The sequence below is a fragment of the Paraburkholderia flagellata genome, assembly GCF_021390645.1.
Lineage (GTDB): Bacteria > Pseudomonadota > Gammaproteobacteria > Burkholderiales > Burkholderiaceae > Paraburkholderia > Paraburkholderia flagellata.
On record NZ_JAJEJT010000006.1, the window covers coordinates 38,371 to 56,014 of the forward strand.

17 protein-coding genes are annotated in these 17,644 nt (G+C 59.5%); 5 read left to right on the forward strand and 12 right to left on the reverse strand.

The window, feature by feature from the left end; translation table 11 throughout:
* Nucleotides 1-127: 127 nt before the first annotated feature.
* The 7 genes from L0U83_RS39630 to L0U83_RS39660 are packed head-to-tail and all read right to left on the reverse strand — an operon-like array spanning nt 128 to nt 6,199.
* On the reverse strand, nt 128-1,033 hold the full coding sequence (locus L0U83_RS39630; protein ID WP_233890062.1) for a TrbL/VirB6 family protein: 906 nt from the start codon (nt 1,031-1,033) through the stop codon (nt 128-130).
* Between the two features lie 19 nt (nt 1,034-1,052).
* On the reverse strand, nt 1,053-1,496 hold the full coding sequence (locus L0U83_RS39635) for a hypothetical protein (protein ID WP_233890063.1): 444 nt from the start codon (nt 1,494-1,496) through the stop codon (nt 1,053-1,055).
* A 2-nt stretch (nt 1,497-1,498) separates the two neighbouring features.
* The gene (virB5, locus tag L0U83_RS39640; RefSeq protein ID WP_233890064.1) at nt 1,499-2,182 is read right to left on the reverse strand and encodes a P-type DNA transfer protein VirB5; all 684 of its coding nucleotides are present in this window, start codon (nt 2,180-2,182) and stop codon (nt 1,499-1,501) included.
* 40 nt (nt 2,183-2,222) lie between these two features.
* Nucleotides 2,223-4,736: a VirB4 family type IV secretion/conjugal transfer ATPase gene (locus L0U83_RS39645; RefSeq protein ID WP_233890065.1), complete on the reverse strand. Its 2,514-nt coding sequence runs from the start codon at nt 4,734-4,736 to the stop codon at nt 2,223-2,225.
* A 5-nt stretch (nt 4,737-4,741) separates the two neighbouring features.
* Nucleotides 4,742-5,122 carry a VirB3 family type IV secretion system protein gene (locus L0U83_RS39650; RefSeq protein ID WP_233890066.1) on the reverse strand — a complete coding sequence of 127 codons (381 nt, stop codon included), beginning with the start codon at nt 5,120-5,122 and terminating at the stop codon, nt 4,742-4,744.
* A 3-nt stretch (nt 5,123-5,125) separates the two neighbouring features.
* Complete coding sequence (locus L0U83_RS39655; protein ID WP_233890067.1) at nt 5,126-5,449, reverse strand: TrbC/VirB2 family protein; 324 nt, start codon at nt 5,447-5,449, stop codon at nt 5,126-5,128.
* Nucleotides 5,450-5,497: 48 nt separating this feature from the next.
* Nucleotides 5,498-6,199 (reverse strand): lytic transglycosylase domain-containing protein, encoded by a 702-nt coding sequence (locus L0U83_RS39660; protein WP_233890068.1) that lies wholly within the window; start codon nt 6,197-6,199, stop codon nt 5,498-5,500.
* A gap of 294 nt (nt 6,200-6,493) precedes the next feature.
* Between L0U83_RS39660 and L0U83_RS39665 the strand changes: the two genes are divergently transcribed.
* Nucleotides 6,494-7,384: a helix-turn-helix domain-containing protein gene (locus L0U83_RS39665; RefSeq protein ID WP_233890069.1), complete on the forward strand. Its 891-nt coding sequence runs from the start codon at nt 6,494-6,496 to the stop codon at nt 7,382-7,384.
* Here the strand turns inward: L0U83_RS39665 and L0U83_RS39670 are convergent.
* From L0U83_RS39670 to L0U83_RS39690, 5 genes are all read right to left on the reverse strand, one after another.
* Nucleotides 7,381-9,237 (reverse strand): hybrid sensor histidine kinase/response regulator, encoded by a 1,857-nt coding sequence (locus L0U83_RS39670; RefSeq protein WP_233890070.1) that lies wholly within the window; start codon nt 9,235-9,237, stop codon nt 7,381-7,383. The two genes, L0U83_RS39665 and L0U83_RS39670, sit on opposite strands and share 4 nt — an antisense overlap.
* 140 nt (nt 9,238-9,377) lie before the next feature.
* Nucleotides 9,378-10,622 (reverse strand): replication protein O, encoded by a 1,245-nt coding sequence (locus tag L0U83_RS39675; RefSeq protein WP_233890071.1) that lies wholly within the window; start codon nt 10,620-10,622, stop codon nt 9,378-9,380.
* A gap of 324 nt (nt 10,623-10,946) precedes the next feature.
* Nucleotides 10,947-11,837: a ParB/RepB/Spo0J family partition protein gene (locus L0U83_RS39680; RefSeq protein WP_233890072.1), complete on the reverse strand. Its 891-nt coding sequence runs from the start codon at nt 11,835-11,837 to the stop codon at nt 10,947-10,949.
* Between the two features lie 134 nt (nt 11,838-11,971).
* Nucleotides 11,972-13,165, reverse strand: coding sequence for a ParA family protein (locus L0U83_RS39685; protein WP_233890073.1), 1,194 nt, complete (start codon nt 13,163-13,165; stop codon nt 11,972-11,974).
* A gap of 1,769 nt (nt 13,166-14,934) precedes the next feature.
* Nucleotides 14,935-15,237 (reverse strand): hypothetical protein, encoded by a 303-nt coding sequence (locus L0U83_RS39690; RefSeq protein WP_233890074.1) that lies wholly within the window; start codon nt 15,235-15,237, stop codon nt 14,935-14,937.
* 50 nt (nt 15,238-15,287) lie between these two features.
* On the opposite strand from L0U83_RS39690, the gene L0U83_RS39695 reads away from it, so the two are divergent.
* The 4 genes from L0U83_RS39695 (at nt 15,288) to L0U83_RS39710 (ending at nt 17,640) form a co-directional block, all read left to right on the forward strand.
* Nucleotides 15,288-15,884 carry a hypothetical protein gene (locus tag L0U83_RS39695; RefSeq protein ID WP_233890075.1) on the forward strand — a complete coding sequence of 199 codons (597 nt, stop codon included), beginning with the start codon at nt 15,288-15,290 and terminating at the stop codon, nt 15,882-15,884.
* A 219-nt stretch (nt 15,885-16,103) separates the two neighbouring features.
* Nucleotides 16,104-16,391, forward strand: a complete 288-nt coding sequence (locus tag L0U83_RS39700; RefSeq protein ID WP_233890076.1) for a toxin-antitoxin system TumE family protein — start codon at nt 16,104-16,106, stop codon at nt 16,389-16,391.
* The gene (locus L0U83_RS39705) at nt 16,388-16,732 is read left to right on the forward strand and encodes an HVO_A0114 family putative DNA-binding protein (protein ID WP_028232899.1); all 345 of its coding nucleotides are present in this window, start codon (nt 16,388-16,390) and stop codon (nt 16,730-16,732) included. The genes L0U83_RS39700 and L0U83_RS39705 overlap by 4 nt, the downstream gene beginning before the upstream one ends.
* Before the next feature lie 143 nt (nt 16,733-16,875).
* Nucleotides 16,876-17,640 (forward strand): ParA family protein, encoded by a 765-nt coding sequence (locus tag L0U83_RS39710; protein ID WP_233890077.1) that lies wholly within the window; start codon nt 16,876-16,878, stop codon nt 17,638-17,640.
* The last annotated feature ends 4 nt before the right edge of the window (nt 17,641-17,644 follow it).

Genomic DNA, 17,644 nt, shown 5'->3' on the forward strand with positions numbered 1-17,644 from the left:
CTGGTTTTGGGTAATCGGTTGCCACATCCCGTTCGGTTGCGGCGCTTCTGGGGGCGATGAGCAGCCCGCCACCGTGACAACGATCAATGCGATCAGTACAGCTTTCATGGTTTCCTCACTGATGGTCCTATTTGCCCTTCATGCTCCCGCCGGAGCTTCCCTTTCCGAGCTTCCCGGCGAGCGCTGCCGCCCGCATCCCATGGCTGATTGCCGACGCGAATTTGTTGAAGTTGGTCGACACGGACGCGCCCCCGGCAAGTGATGCAGCGAGATGCGGCAGACTCAGCGAGATCACGATGAAGGCAACACCCATCAACGCCAGTTGCAGACAGCCCGCCGCGCCTATGGTTGTCGGAATGTTGCTGGTCGCGAAATTGATCTCCAGCTGCGCTGCAATCGCGTACAGCGGCACGAGCAGGATGTAGTTGGCGGCCTGCGCGGTCCACGCTGTAAAGAACTGCCGGGTGGCCGGAAACAGCGCCAGGCAGATGAAGATCGGTCCGATTGCGAGGATGATGCAAAGGGAGAGCTTCGCGAGCAGGATGTAGGCGGCGGCGATCGCAATGAACGGCACCCCGACCAGAGCGATGATGAGAATCATGAACCCGGCAATCAGCCAGCCCTCGATGCCGCTCGCTTTGTCAATGATCGTGCCGATAGCGGTGGCATACGCATTCACCAGCGTATCCAGCGCAGAACCCGTCTGTGTCGAACCTGTAATTGCCGTCGCGAGTTGGTCCCCGAGGTTGTAGACGAACGGCACGACGTAGGTCGTGTAATAGGTGACGTTCATACCAAACGTCAGGACAGTCACCCATCCGATCATCCGCGTAAAGAAGTCCAGCAATGGTTCTTCAAGCGAACCGGATCGCCAGTACGAGAAGGTAATCAGCAGCAGATAGATCAGGAAACAGACGGCCATGATGCTGCTGATGAGCGAGATCATGTTGCCTGCGCCGGTAGTGATCGTCGACGTCAGATTGTCCTCGAACGAGCTGAACATCGTCGTGAACAGGGTCACGCTAGTGGTCACGGTCAATCTCCCTTAAGCGTCAAAGCTTGTGCAGATCCACCGCACCGAGCAGCGTGATCGCAAACCACCCCTCGACGGAATGAAACTCGCGAGGCCTGCCCCGATCGGTCCAGCCCGCGGGAACGTGCGCGAGCACCACGTCATCGGTCTGGACTCCGCTCACCGCCACATCGAGCGGGTGTTTCACAAGCGACTCCAGATCCGCCTTCGCAAGCGGCCTCACAGCTTCGTAGTTGTTATCCTTCGAGAACGGGCGAACCGGACGGACCCACTTGCCCCCCACGTATTCGAAAAGCAGGTAAGCATCGCCGGATCGCTCCACCTTGAGGAAGGGGACGGGATGGCCGTCCCCCTTCAGGTCGGCCGCATAAGTGCCGGTCAGGTCAACGTCGGACTCGCTTGCGTGTTGCCCGCAACCAAACACCAGGAGCGCGCAGAGTGCAGCAAACAGGCGTCGGATCATGATCAGTTGCCCTTTATGAGTGTCTTGGTTTCGGTCTCTTTCTGCTGTTCAGCCAGCTTCAGTTCCGATTCCTGAAGGGACTTCATCATGTTCAAACGCGTCTGTTCGTTTTGCACCATCGCCTGCTCGGCTTGCAGGCGATTTAGCAGGTCAGCCTTTGCGGAAGCATCGTCGGTCGCATTGGCTTGCGTCATCAGAGATTCGATGTTGTTCAGCCGGTCGATGTTCGCGTTATAGGCGGCCATCTGCATCGCCTTGTTTGCAGCGAGCGTGTCGTAGTACCGCGTCTGGGAGTCCGTCGATCCGTTTGTCAAACCTTCTGATTGAAGAATGGACGTCGCCGAACTTCCGAGCGTGGCATTGCTTCCACCGCTGATGTTCGAGTAAATCGAACTCCACGAGTCGGGCATATAGCTGTGCAGGCTCGAATCGTTCAGGATCGTTCCGTAACTATGGTTCCCGGTGATCGCGGCGTACTGTGCGGTCATCGTGTTGTACTGGCTTGTGAGCATCTGGTAGTCCTTCTCCATTTGCGCGAGCTGCTGCGTAAGATAGGTGACCTGCTGGATCGCTTGTGCGAGGCCGAGTGCGTCCGTGACGGGTATCTGCGCATGGGCGGCGGGCCCCGAGAACATGAACACGGCGAAGATCGCCAGCAAACGGAAACTTCGGATAACTGCTTTCATCTGGAAACTCCTGAGTCTTTTCGCCTGCGCGAAAAAATGGTCATGCCATTTCCGCTTTCGCGGCTTCAAATCGCGCCGTTTCAGCCGCGACGCGTTGCCGGCGTTCTGCTACGCGCGAATCGAGAATCGGCATCCACGCTTCGGGGCTCTTGCCGTATTCAACGATGAGCTTGGCTTTCTGCTTGGCGATGTACACGCGTTCGAGGAACGGTTCGCGCCACACGTCAGGGTCGCTGCCAAATTCCGCGATGACCTGCTCCATGAGCGCGATGCTTTCGAGGTTGCCCGAGAGCACGGCAATTTCGTCGTCAAAGCCGGCGAGGTCGAGCGTCGCAAAGGCAGACTGGTTGGACTGCTTGATGAGGAAGGTGCGCGAGGCCTTGCCGAGCTTCTTGAGTTCGGCAAACTCCTTTTCCGTCAGACCACAAGCCTTGTATTCCGCCCATTCGGCTGCCGGGTCGGGCAGGAAAATCTTGGTCGCGGTCTGGCTGCGGATGAGCGGAAAGAGTTCGCTTGCCATTGCCTGCGCGGGTTGCTGCGTGACGAGCACGAGGAATTCGCCCGCTTTCCGGCCTGCCGCTAGCGCCTTTTCCATCATGGCGCGCGGCATCTCGTACTTGATCGGCATCCAGAATTCTTCGACGACCGTGCACAGCAGCTGGCCCTCTCGCTGCATCAGCTTCTTCAGGTGCAGCAGATACGTGAAGACCGGTTCAGAGGGCTCGTAGTCCGCCTTCAGGAAATCGGTGATGTCGACGCCAATGCGTCGCTGCTTCGTCACATCGAGCATCGAGCCCGGCGCGTTGTCAAAGACCCACGCGTACCGCCCGTTCATGGCGTGGCACCAGTTCGCCAGGCGCAGCCACAGGCAATCGCCGCCGATGTTCGGGATACTCTCAAGCAGGCGGCTGAACTGGCGCTGGCGCAGGTTGTCGAGCGACATGATCGTATCGACCGCCTTCTTGATCTGCTGCTTTTCCTCCGCGGTCAGCTTGCCGTCGCTGTCCTTGCCGCACATGTTCACGAGGTCGTACAGGAACTGGCGGTTGCCTGGCGTGTCTTCGAGCTCGAACGGAGCAAGACCGGTCGGCATACCCTCGCGCAACGTGATGTACGTACCGCCAAGCTGCCGGACGAAAATCTCCATGCCGCGGTCGATGTCGAGCGCGAACAGCATCGGATCGAAGCGCTCAACGAATGCGACCATCGCAAGCTGCGTAGTTGTCTTGCCCGTACCAGTCGATCCGAGGATAAGCGTGTGCCCGGCGATCTTTTCGCCCGCGTTGTTTTCGTCCTCGCGCGTGGCGTGGTAATTGAAGTTGAAAAGCTTCTTCGAGACGGTCTGCAGCGGCATGGCTGCCGATCCATCGCCCAGCGGATTGCCGCGTGCCTTACCCGACGAATAGTCGTGCAGGGTGAACGCACAGGCCAGGCTGCGCGACGATTTCGGCATCGGTCGCGGGAGAGTCCGAGCACCGGGTACCTGGCTGAAGTAGGTAAACGGTGCGGATACCGTCGCCTTGACCCAACCAAACCCACATTCGCCCTTCGAGCGGACCTTGACCAGTTCGCCGTTATCGATCGCTTTCTTCGCGGTGTCGCCATAGACGACAAGTGCACCGTGGTAATCGCCGAAAGCGAGTTCGTTGGAGGCGACGTACTTGCGCGCGGTTTCCAGTTCATCAACCTGGTGCGTCGCCTTGTCGTTGGCAGATTCCAGCTTGTTGATCTGGCCGGTAATCGCCTTGTCGGCCTGGTAGCTCGTCATGCACCCGAACGACTGGGTGATGGTGAATTCCACCGGCAGGGACAGCAGCGGATTCAGCTGCCCCCACCCTGCGGCCGGGAAATCCTTCAGGTCATAGCAGGTAGCAAAGCGCGTACGCGTATCGGTGCGAATCTGCAGGACTTCATAGCCAAAGTGCAGCCATGCGTCCGGAATCAGTTCCGAACCAGGCGCCGTGGTGCATGGGACCTCCTGTTCCTCACCGTTCACCAGTTCGCTATAGAAGCGAAAGACGTTCGAGAACTGGATGCCGCGGCGCTCGAAGGTTTCGAGGAATTCGGGATCGTATGGCCGCAACTGCTTTTCGAGGCCATCGGCCATCTGCTCGGTCTGCTTCAGACCATCATCGAAGTCGTCGTAGCGAAGGAGGACAGTGATATAGAACGCGTTCTCGAAGTACTCGCCCGTGCGAAAGCGCTGGAGATACTTCCACGCGAAGCGCTCACAGAACTGCGAACTGAAGGCATAACGGCCATTGAAGTTCACCTTTCGGCGGCGGAATGTCGTCCACACCTGAAGGTTGCGGCCATGGTCGCGGCCCAGGCCGGTGTACATGTCCGTCATATTCTCGAAGGCGCTTTTGAGCACGCGATCGCTCACGGACTCGAACGGAATGCCAACGACCTTCATGGTGAAGAACAAGCGCCCGTCGTCCATCGTGTGAACGCGATGGCTGACCGGGCGACCGACTTTGGGCATCCACTGCTCAACGGCTGGCATGTTGCGGATCAGCGCCTTGATTGGACTGCTTGAGAGTTCTGGTGACATCGCATTTACCTTTGGGCGGTTGACGGGGTGCCCAGCTCGCGGTGCGCACGGGAATACGTCGAGAGTTGCCTGCCGTATCGTATCGGCGCGAGCGTGAAGGTCTTTCCGAACATGGAGAAAAACCGCCGCTGGATCATGCAGCGCAGCTCGAGGCCGAGTATTCGCAACGCCTGGTCGTCAGTGGCGCACAGTTGCTTGAGGTATAGGAGCACCGGAGCACCCACGCACCCGAACAGCAGACCACCGGGACCAAGCGTCGCCCCTCCAACCACCGAAACGACGAGCGACACTACAAACACAATCAGGGCGGCCATGAGCGGAATGCCCAGAACCATCGGCGTGCGGGCGAGCCCGGCGTAAGACGGATAAAGGGTTTTCTCTTCCATGTCTTAGCTGGTGAACAGATCCCAGAGATACGGGCCGAGCACGCCGACCACGGAACCGACAACCGCCACCTTCAGGCATGCGCCGGCGAAGTCCGACCAGTGCTCGCGATCGGTAAATGCCATCGCGCCCTTGTAAAGCAGGTAGCACAGCGCCACTACACCGATGAAGGTGTAGAGAAAAGTCTTGAAGGTCGTCGCCGCCGTCGTTCCAGAATCGAGGCCGCTGGCATGGGCCTGCTGCATGCACGCGACCGCAAAAACCGTAGCGGCGCCGATTGCCTGTCGCATCGCCTGCACGGTGTTGAACCTTCTGGTTAGATTTGCCATTAGTACTCCTGCGTTGATATCCCACTGCTTGTGGAAGGATGTCCGGCGTTACCGCCTGAAGTCGCCGAACGCATCCCAACCGGAGTCATCCGACGCCGGTTGTTCCCGCTCCTGAGTGGGCCTGGATGCGGGGGGATTCTTGGTTTGGGAAACGGGTTTCGCGGATCGCCGCGATATGTCTGTGGAAGTTGAGTCGGCCACTGCATCCCTGGTCTGTTTCGCCGTACTCATCACATCCATCACCGCACGGATCGCGGGAACGTAATCGACTGACAGCGCACTGGCCGCGACCCGCTGCACGTAGCTGGTTCCGCCGAAGTCGCGCTTGAGTCCAGTTGTGAAGTTCCCGCTGTAGTAACAACTGATTGCCGCCTTGAGCGCAGCTCCACCCTGCCCCATCTTCCTGGCGGCACGGTCATAGCAGGCGGTGAGAATCGCGCCCCCTGCCTGCATGTTGCGACACATGTCGAAGGCCGTTTCGTAGTTCAGACCGTATTTGGCGAGATTGGACTTGTTGACCTGGCCGAGTCCCATGCTGAAGTTGATGCCCTGAGCGTCAAGCGCCCGTGCCGTCGCCACCGCTTCGGCGAGATTGCGCGGCTGCCGCTCCAGATGACCACCCACCACACCGATGGCATACGGATTGAAGCTCGACTCGGTGCGGACCACCGCCTGCAGGGTGGATGGATGCACGGTCGGGGCGCATTCCTGCGCAAGCGTCACGAAGTCGATCACGTCCAGGGCTTCCATCTGGGTTAGCGGTTAACTCATTTCACCGCCGGAAATGACGGTGCACGGTATTAAATATGACGTTATACGCAATCTTGAAAGTCATGCGGTCCTGACGCGTCACTTTATCAGGTATTTCGTAATACGTCAGATAAATGTGCGTTTTGGCTACAAGATGACGTGTCGCGCAATGAGTTGGCACAATTCCGAGCGTATTGCGACGAAACGGAAGTTTTGGGATTTCGCGAAACTTGCTCCGCACGCCAGTTCTCTGTAAAGTTCGCCGATATTTCTTGCTAACTGACCTGCCACGACATGATGGAAACTGACGACACCAACGCCGAAGCCGTGGCGATCTCAAATCGCGTCAGGGAATTGATGGATCGGCATGGGGTCCCCAAACGCTCGCAGGCGAGCAAACTGAGCGAGGTGCTTCAGCTGAGCTTTTCGGCTGCGAGCCGCAAGCTGAAGGGACAACTTCCCTGGGACGTGAGCCAGCTACGTGCGATCGCAGCGGAGTTCGGTGAGAGCGCGAGCGTGCTGGTCGATGTTTCCGCGTCGGAATCGGCGGAGCCGCAAAGCAGCAAGTACGAAGCAACGCTGTTCTTTGGGAGGGAGCTAGAGAGTTGTACGGCGTGGATCGATGACAGCCAGGAGATTCATCGATCCGAAGCCGGCGCCTTTGTCGCGCGCCGCACGACGAACGGCTCGTGGCTGGTCTATCGCACCAGTGACGCGCCAGCTGGCCCGCTCTTTGCGGTTCGGCTGATCGAGATTCGGGATACAGGTCCGCGCGTGCGGCGGCCCAACGTCGCGATTCTTGACGACGACAAACGCCACCACACTGCCGACACTCTGGCGGAAAATTTCAGGACGCACGGATTTGATGCGGTCCCCTTCACGGATGCTGACGTCCTGCGTGACGCGCTGAAGGAGCAGGTGTTTGACGGGTTCGTGCTTGACTGGATACTCGGCGCAGGGGAAACGGCCGAAACGTTGATCCGCGAGATCCGGCGCGGAGACACAGCAAGCCGCGATTCGGCGATCTTCATCCTGACAGGCAAGCTCAAGGACGGCGTGGCATCCGAAGAGGACATCACCCGCATTTCCGTTGCTGAAGACTGCACGTGCCTCGAAAAGCCCGTTCGCGCCGCACTGCTCGCGACTGACCTGGCGCGTGCCATCAAGACACGCTACGCCAGCTAGGCCAACTCCTGCTTCATGACGGAGCGCAATGCCTGTTCAAGCTGCATTGCGCGCACCGGCTTCTGCAGCTGGACGTCAAAAAGTGCCGCATCGTCGCGAGCCAGCAATTCCGTCGAATAGGCGCTGACCCCCACGATAATGGCAGTGCGATTCATGCTCACGCTGCGCCGTATCCGCCGTGCCACCTCAATTCCGTCAATCTCCGGCATCTGGATATCGAGCAGGATGACGTCGTAGATGCTTTCGGCGACCGCCTCAAACGCTTCGACGCCGCTCGCCACAACATCAACGTGCGCCGACATCGCGACCACCGTATCTGCAAGGGACTCGCGTGCCGATTCAGTGTCGTCCACGATCAGAACGAGCCGACCCTCGAGCGGTGCTGCGATCTTCGGCATCGGTGACGGCAGCGACTGACGCACAATCTCAACGGGCAGCGACACCGTGACCGTTGTCCCGAGGCCCGTATCGCTGTCGATATTTACCCAGCCGCCCAGAAGGTCAGCCAGCCCCCGCACAATCGCGAGGCCGATACCCGCCCCTTCATGCACGCGCGTATGGGATTCGTCGAGCCGCACAAACGGCTTGAAAAGTTCGTCAATCGCGTCGTGCGGAATCCCTGGGCCGGTGTCCTGCACGGTCAGCGTCAGGCGCTCGCCTTCCACCATCTGCCCTAATACGAGCCCAACCCTGACCGTTCCATGATCGGTGTAGCGAATCGCATTGGACAGCAGGTTGCCGAGTATCTGGCTGATGCGCGCCGGGTCCGAGCGGCAGGGCCACCGCTCGCCACTGGTTTCGAGTACGACACCCAACCCTTTCCTGCCCGCTTCGTCCCGAACATCCTCAACAAGTGACTGGGCGAGCTCGACGGCATCAAAGAGTTCCGGTCGAAGCGTAAGACGGCCGGCGTCGAGACGCGCGTAATCCGTCAAATCCTTCATCTGCGAGTCCAGACGTTCGGCAGCCAGCGCCAGGCGGCGCACCATGATCGCGTCGGTGTCCGGGAAGTGCCGGGTCGCGAGCGCATCCGTCACGCTCAGGATGCTCTGCAGAGGCGTGCGCAGCTCGTGCCCGAGCATGCCAAGGAACGCATTTTTTGCGTGGGCCGCATTCTGTGCCTCGATACTGGCGCTGCGCTCTGCCTCGATCGCGGCGGCCTGTTGCTGCAGAAGGCTCTGGTGCTGCGCTACAAGCAACTGCTTGCGGCGCAGGACGGCGGCAAGTGAAAACATGGTGCCGATCAGCAGTGTCGCCAGTACGACCAGCGCGATAACCAGATAGTGCCGCTTGTTCGTAACGGATCGCGCCATCGCCTCGCGGCGCAACTCTTCCGCAGACCCGGCGGCCTGCCTGACCGTTTCCATCGGAGTGCTCAAACTATCCAGTTCCTGCACAACCGGGCGAACCGCTGACGCAGCGTCCACCGTCGTTGGAGCGCTGGGCAGTTCACTGACGACGGGCCGAACCTCTTTGATGATCTGGCCGATGTCATGGAGGGCTTCGGCGTAGCCTGGCGTCGCGCGCAGGAGTACGCCACGTTCGGCATGGGCAGTGGCCTGCACCGCGTTGAACTGGGTCTGGAGAGCATTGAAGCTCTTGCGCACAGTCACGGCATCCGAAAGCCCCGCGCTGTAGTGCAAGAGATCGGCTTGCGCCTGCTGCATTGCAGCCTGCAACTGTTCGACTGGCACGTAGTAGTTGTCCGGGCCGCCAAGACTTTCGAGGCCCGTCGGCTCAGACAGCAGCGAATAGGCGAATCCGGTCGAGGCGCCAACGGCAGCGGCGAGGGCGCCAGTGGTAATCCATACACCGAACTGCCGCCACAGATTGAAGAACATGATCGAGAGCACGCGCCCAGACATTCCTTATTATCGACGCGGCTGACGTCCGCCGCAAAACCCGCGAGCGTACACGGTTTGTCCTTGTGCGCCAATTTTCGCGCAGGCGAAAATCGCATTCTGCGAGCCACATCGCATAAAAGGGGCCATATTCATGCAGGCTGGGTCGTCAGAACATCCGCACCAACCCGCGACTGCCTGATCGCACCGAGCGCCTGAGCGAGCGTTCCGGGTACGCCTCGAGCAACTGCCCGCACCGCATGCCCGCGGTCTCCCTGGCGCGCGAGTGCGAATGCGCGTTCGAGTTCGGACGTCGCTGCGATGACCTGTCCGCTCTCCAGCGCGGCGACGAAATCTGCCTGCCAGCCGTGATGGCTTGAGCGCACCGAGGACTCATCGGCGCGCAGCACACTCAGCGTTGACGAATCCTGTGATACCTCGAAGCGCGCCTTGCCACTGTGGCTGTAGAACGTATGCCCGGCACAGCGCTGCGTCGTTTCTTCGACGTTCATTGCGGCAGCGCGCTTCTGTTCGACGGCGGCCGCTTCCTCACGGCGCTCGCGGCACTGCCACGCGAAATCCGTCTTCGAGCGCAGCAGCGCCTGCAGGTAGCTGATCGGGAAGCGGGCGGCCTTGATTTGCACCCACGTTACCTCAACGACATCGGACAGGCGCTTTCCAGCCAGACGCGCCTGCTTCATGAGCTTGAAGATCAGATTTTTATGAAAACCCAGGGACCGCAGGCGCTCAAGGTCTGCAGGGAGCGCGCCCTGCTGTCTCTTTTGAGAAAGAGGGGACTGATAAAAACCATATGTATACGGGTCTGCCATATTGGCAGTCGGCGAATCAAATGAATCGCCGCTGACCGGAGGCTGCTCCCGCTCTGCAATGGCTTGAGCGATGCCCGCGTCTGTACCCTGCCCCGCGGCGGCAGTCTCGCGCGCTACCGCTTGCTTACGGCGAACTGGCGCGCCGATCAGACCGAGTGCCTTGGCGGCTGTCTCGGTGAGATAGATGTATGCGGACCCGAACCGGCCGTGCCGTCCTTTCCTGCCCTGCTCCGCGACTGTGATCAAACCGGCGTCGACGAGATCCGCTTCTGCCCGGTACCACGTGCGCTCGGACAGGCCGGCGCGATCGGCCAGATAGGTTCGGCGAGCAAAGACTTCTTTGAGTGGCCGGGCGCAATCAACGGTCAGCGTGATCGCTGCGAGCGCGCAACGGGCGCGTTGCGGGAGATCCGGCATCGTCAGTGAGCGCTGATGAGCGCGCAGGGTCAGGTAGGGGAGATTGCGCGTGTCGCCGCCGATTGCTGCAGATGCACCGGACTCTTGAGGTTGGTTTGCTTCCGGGTGTGCGTCACCCTCGCGGGCAACCGAGTGTTGCGCGATAGACATAGCCAGCGTCCATTCTCAGAAATGGATGGTCGTTTGCTTGACTGGCCGTCTCTATCCGCTACACTCCGAGATGTCTCGTCTCTTCCGGTTTCCAGCCGGGGAGTACAGCGGGGCGAGGTTCCAGCCAAGCCCTAAATTCAAACGCCTTCGGTTCCAGCCGGAGGCGTTTGTCTTTCTGCAGATCGGTTAGCTCATCGCTTCCTAAAATCGTAAGTGCTTGATTTTTAACAACTCCCTACTAGGGAGTTGTTTCAAGACATCTTTGCCAACTCTATAACTCATTGATTTCATTGAACTCCCTACTAGGGACTCCAATGATCTCGTTCAGCCGTTACTATTCATCGCGTCGATTTCTCGCTTGATGAAGTCCTCGATCTTCGCTGCCCACTCCTGAGCCGATACGTCCGATTCCTTCCCGGCAAATCGCAGCCCGATAACGCCGTTGCGGACTGACACGTCGCACAGCTTCTTCTTACCATTGCTTATTGCCCGTGCAGGAGCTTGCGCAGGCTTAGACGCCTTTGGCTTCGCCATGTCAAGCGCTTGTTTCTGCGTTAGCGTTTCGCTTGCAACTAGCGCCTGAATCGCCTTTGTCACTTCTTCACCGTGCCCCGCAGTTGCGAGTGCCGCGAATGCTTCGGCGGCATTTCCGCCCAAGCGGTCCGGCCTCAAAGCAATCGCGAGACGGGCTTCCGCCGGTAGCTTGTCGAACGCCAATATCCGCTGAATGTGCGATTCGCTCAATCCAGAGGCTTTGATGATGTCCGCGCGGGTGAAGCCAAATTCGTCCTGCAGACGACCAAACTGTCGGTACTTCTCGTAGTCTGGCAGAGAAGGTGCAAGCAGATTTGAGAATGTCGCCCCAAGTTCGGCAGATTTGGCATCGCCGCTGAATGGCACGCCAAGGATTTTGGTGCGACCGAGATCGCGGTATATCGCCGAGCGGTTCGCGCCCGAGACAATCTCGTTTCGTCCGTCGCCTAGCGGCCGATACACGATCGGGTGAATGAGCGGGTTGCTCACAAGGTTCTCGCGCAATTCTGTGTATTCGGTCGGTGAGAGTACGCGCCGCCTGCCCGGGACCTCGACCAACGTGCTAATGTCGATTTCCGCTGCACCAGCCGCCGATGCGCCAGACTCGAGCGCCTCAATGCGCTTTCGTGCCTCTACGAGCTCTTGCTCCGCGATTGCGCGCTTCTCTTCGGCCTGATTCACGAGGTTCTGAGCGTCAAAGATCCGCCCAGGCGACGTACGTGCTTGGTCGCCCGTTCGCGTCGCAGCCGCAACGCGCTCCGGATCGGACTGAACGGCACTCGTGCGTTCGGCTAGTCGTTTTGCGAGACTACTCATTATTCACCCCCTTTTGCCCAGGCACGCACCAGTTGACTATCCAGATAGTCGGCAAGTCTGTCGAACGGTTCGCGAATGCGCGCATAAGCGCTGCTGCTTACGTCGGATTTCGCTACGTCATAGACCGTCGACAACATGGCTGCGGCCCCGATCTGCACACTAGAGTCGGGGATCGAGATCGGCAGAACTCGCGAGCCGTATGCCTTGGTCAACCACTCCTGCACCGCACGTGACAGCTCCGTGCTTTTCACCTTGGTCATGAGAACGTTCACGAAGTCATAGCGCTTGTTGGCATTCACGCCTGGAAGCTTGCTCGCGACTTCCGAGAACAGTCGCCAAAATTGGGTCGAGCTTGCGAAGTCCATGCCTTCAGGGGGGCAGGGAAGCAAAATGGCATCAGCGGCTATAAGCGCGTTCGTTGTGAGTTGGCTCAGCGCAGGCGGAGTGTCGATGAGCACGACATCGTATTCGTTCAGGTGCGGCTTGAGACCCTTGTTCAGGATGTCCCAAAATTCGAACTTCCGATCGCTGAGCAGCTTGGCGGGCACTTCGAATTCCGCGTCCGACAGGTAGGTGGTCGCCGGAATCAGGTCAAGGTTGTGCCAGTACGTTGGGCGGATTGCGTAGCCAACAGTCGCCTGATCGCCATAAAAAAGCGGCAAGAGGGTCTTGTCTTCCGGCACCTCTGTCTCCGGCGCGTACCCGCATAGTTGAGTTGCCGATCCCTGTGGATCGCAGTCGATAACCAGCACTTTTCGGCCAAGGAGGGTAAGCGCTTGCCCGCATGCAAGGGTGGTCGTCGTTTTGGTTACGCCGCCTTTGAAGTTTGCAACGGCATACACTCGCGCCCTCGCGCCGGCCGGTCTTGCCGGACGCTTGGTCGTTGCTAGGACGCACTGAATTGCCTCTTCGAGCGTGAATTCCTTCGCACGCCCTGCCCCTTTGGAGGTTCCTGCTGGCAACTCGCCTTTGGTTGTCAGATACTTCAGGCGCTGCTTGTCCATGCTACACAGCGCCGCAACCCCCGCGCTCGTGAAGGTCGGTGCCTTCTTGCGCGGATACGGCTCAAGCATCGCATCGCGGATCTGGTCGAGAATGTCCGCAGATTGCCCGGCGAGTGCGACGAGGTCGCTAACTGAAACGGACTGGTCAACTTCAGGCAGCCTTCCGCCTTGCAGGTCGTTTGCGTTCACTGTTGTATCCTGGTAGCTGGTTGGTTTCCCGGTTTTCGTGAAAAAATCAATTAACCGGGAGAATAATAGGTGCCCGAGTAAACTTCAAGTAAACTCTCAAGAGTTTTTGGCGCGTGGCATGCCGCGCAGGGCGGACGTTCGCGGCCCGGCCCTGTTATTTCCACTTTCGCGCAGGCGAAAAACGGATCTTTCTGCCGTCTTCATGCTCGCGCTTTCAGCAGCACACGGAATGTGTTTTCGCCTGCGCGAAAATCGAGATCGTCCCTGCCGGTCACGTAACCGCTATGTGGTCGCGCGCGCGGTCAGACCTGTCCCGTCACGCGGCGCGACCCGTCCGTTACTCGCCATGACTCAAATTACGCGACTCCCCGCAGTCGCCACCGATCACCGGCGCCAGTCAGCAGGTCGCATGACGGTACCAGGATGGTCAACAACACTGAGAGAAGGGACGGGAAGCAGTGTGTGAGCAGTCGTGCCGGTCCAGAGCGACTGTCTCCGGCTACTGAAACCGCAAGCCGGTATCCGCTGAAGCAAAATTGGTCTGCACATTGCCGGAATCCGGCTTCCACATTGGCCGAGTGCGCTGCGCACTATCATGCTGGCCGGCCTGTCAGATGGGTCGTGGAATGGGCGGATGCGGAGAGCAATTCTCGGATGTTGTCACTAGCCGAGCTAGGCCATAAGCACAGTTTCGTGAAACATCGTCTGAGATAGTTAAGCTCGTAGGAAACCCAAGCCCGACAAGGAATTCGGCGGGTTAAGCGTTGATTGTTTCACGGAATTCTGCTGTGCGGGGAGGGCGAGTTTCATCCGAAAGGCCGGATCGGCACCTATGGCTCACGATTTTTCGATCGAGCGTATTGAACGTTACGTGATATGTAGTGAGCCCGTCTCCCGCATCCGTATGGCTTTATTTGGTCCCCGCCACTCTTGTATTAAGAGGAGAGCGTTGCGCCGCTGGGGAATGCAGCGCTTCATCAATAGCAATTGACGCGATACTGCGGAGCCAGCGTCGCAAGTCGAAGGCTGTAGTTTCTAGGATCGCCCTGTCTAGCTGCCGCCTTCAAGTCGTGCTCTGCCCGTTGCTGTTGCGCCCTACAGTTCGACGTGCTGCGGCTTGCTGACGGTGTTGCGTGTGTCGGATAGTCGTTTGTCAACGTGCCGGACTGGTCCTGCTGTATTGGACGCGCACCGCCGATCCATTGCCCGTGTGCGGATAGCGCGACAAACATCAGCAAGGTAGCGAAAATGATCTTCATTTGTCCCCCGTCTCGGTTTTTACTCCTCTCCGGAATCGGCAGTCGTTGCTCGTTCCAGAACTACTACGATACGTGTTTGCCAACCTATATCTGTGCGCGATCGCGCATCAAGCGAGAGATCTGAAGCGGTTGGCAGCAGCCAACATGGGGGGGGATCAGTATTGTCTACGATTGGTGCGGATGTGGTGGCCGGCGAGGTACGGACAGAACTCGTTGCCCATGTGCGACGCCTAACGCGCCGGCGCTCGGCGCGTCGCGTGAAGGCTTCGCTGCCGCCGGCAAGGGATCTGCGGCAGCAAGGGCTGTTTTCCTGAATGACTTCCTGCTTGTCGGGGTGTATCTAGACAGGTAGCTGCCGATCCGTAGGTAGCAAGAGCTGCGGCGCGGTGGCGCCGTCTCAGCGTCGTTGGCATGTTCTGACGCGCGAACGGGAGACGGGCGATTGTCGACTCGCCTCAACTGCCGGGGTGCCTTCCCGATTGTCGCATTGCAGAGATCGGCCTGCTGCGGTTAGTGCCAGTCTCCCCTCGGGTGAATCACCAAATCAACCTCGGCGTCCAGGCAGTCGATGAACGAGTTGAACTTCGTGTCAATGCACTTCCAGAACAGCCCTTTAAACGTCAGTAGAGCAGCACCAGCGTCAGCGAAAATGACGCCGATCACCAAGGCGGAAAGTGCTGCATCCTTTGCGCATGCCTCGATCGCTGGTGCATAAGCGGAGAACTTGGGATACGTGGCCCATACCATCGCGATCAAGTCTCTGTAGCGTGCCTGGGTTACCGGATAATAGAGATCGAATGGTATCGAAGTCATGGCTGCTTACAGCGAGCTGCATTGTCCTCATAGCTTGTTTCAGTGAGCCGATGAACGCTCAGACGAAGCAGGACTTACTCATAAGCATCCCGAATCTGAGCGGCTACGACAGCGAGACGCGAGTACTGATGGAGCGTGCCTGTGTTTCGGAACGGGGGAACGGGCCTGTCGCCTACGGTGCGTGCCTGAACCGGCAGATTGCTTCGCTGCAAGGCGCGCCGGGCATCCCGAATCTGAGCGGCTACGACAGCGAGACGCGACTACTGATGGAGCGTGCCTGTGTTTCGGAACGGGGGAACGGGCCTGTCGCCTACGGTGCGTGCCTGAGCCGGCAGATTGCTTCGTTGCAAGGTGCGCCGGGCATCCCGAATCTGAGCGGCTACGACAACGAGACGCGACTATTGATGGAGCGTGCCTGCATTTCAGAGCGGGGGAACGGGCCTGTCGCCTACGGTGCGTGCCTGAACCGGCAGATTGCTTCGCTGCAAGGCGCGACGGGCATCCCGAATCTGAGCGGCTACGACAACGAGACGCGACTACTGGTCGAGCGTGCCTGTATTTCGGAACGGGGGAACGGGCCTGTCGCCTACGGTGCGTGTTTGCGCAGGCAGATAGATAGCCTTAGTACTCTCCCGGGATCACAGTGAACCGCACAGTTTGTTTCCACCCGAAATATCCGCTTTTGGCCGAACCCGGAAGGAGGAGGCTAGGGGCGGGCGCCGGACTGGATTAAGGGATTAAGAACGCGATGAATCGCGGGGTTTCTGATCCGATCAGGCATCGGCTGACATCCGCGGACGCCAGATCCAGGTGCCCATATGTTGGCGTAATTGACAACACCTCAATGTGTTGGCATTATTGCCAACATGAAAGCCACTCTCTTACTCAAGGAACGCTTGGTCGTCGACGCACAATCCTTCGCGGCGGCGCTGATCTGGCAGGTTCCGCATCCCGTTCAGGGGAGTACACACCTCTACAAGTACAGCCTTGCGTACATCGTGCGCACAGTCTGCGTACTGCGGTATGACAATGAGCGTGGCAAGGGCGATCACCGGCATATCGGCGACGTTGAGACACCCTATGTTTTTACGACGCCGGAACAGCTGCTGGCTGATTTCTGGTCGGACGTCGATCAATGGAGGGCTTCAACATGAACACGGTCACACTCGGCGTTGCGGGCCGCGACGCCTTTTCGAAACGTTTTGCTGCGGCCATGCGCGGCCAGGCACAGGGGCAGTTCATCAGCTTCGAGACGCCCGAGCTTCTGTTCCAGACGCTCACGCAACTGCGCTGGAACATCCTCAAGGCGATGACCGGCGCTGGCGTGCTGTCGATCCGCGAAGTGGCGCGGCGTGTCGAGCGCGACGTGAAACGCGTACATGAGGATGTCGGTGCGCTGCTCGCCGTCGGAGTGCTGGAGCGCACGGAAGAGGGCGTTGTGTTCCCCTACGACGCAATCCACGTCGATTTCACGCTGCAGGCACAGGCGGCGTGAGCCACCACAAACGGTCGGACAGGCGGGATCCCGGTAAAGATACTATTAACAAGCAAAACACTTGTTAATAGTATCGAAGCCTGGTAGAGTGGTGTTCAGGGTGATCGCACGCGTCACCTGACCAATACGCTACCGGAGTCACCATGCCAACCATCGCGATCGTCAACCAGAAGGGCGGTTCAGCAAAAACGACCGTTTCTTCCCACATCATTCACGCTGCGACGCGCCGCAAGCTGCGCACGCTCGCAATCGATTTCGACAAACAGGCGAGCCTTACGCGCTTCTTCGGCGTGGAGGTCACGCCACGCCAGGCGACTGCATCCCAGTGTTTCGAGGCTGCGCTGACGGCTGACGTCGTGCGCTGCGGTGAACACCTGACGTTCCTGCCTGCTGATCGCGCGTTGCGCCTGTGCTCCGGGGCTGGTGCCGAGGCCGCGCTGCAGGCTGCGGCCAACGTGCGGGCGCTCGCGGTCCAGCATGAACTGGTCGTGATCGACACCGCAGGTGCGCTCGGGGAAGACGCCACCACCTATGCGGCCCTGCTCGCTGCTGACTTCGTGATTGCCCCGTTCGCCGTGGGCGCCTTCGAGGCCCACGCACTGGCCGACCTGTGGGAGTGCCTTAGCGCGGTTCGCCAGAAGGAAAACACGGGGCTGCGCGTTATGGGCCTGCTCCCCAGCAAGGTCAATACGCGCTCACCGGCGGAACTGGCCGGGCTCGCAGCACTGCGCGCCGAAATGGGTGACATCATTGCCCCGCACGTCCTGGCCGAACGCGCTTCGGTCAAGCAGGCCATCGCCCAGGGATTGCCGGTCTGGCACGCGACGAAGGGGGAGGGCCACGCGACGGCAGCGCGGGAATGGCGCGCGGCCTGCAACTGGGTGCTCGACACGGCGATGGAGGCTTAAACCC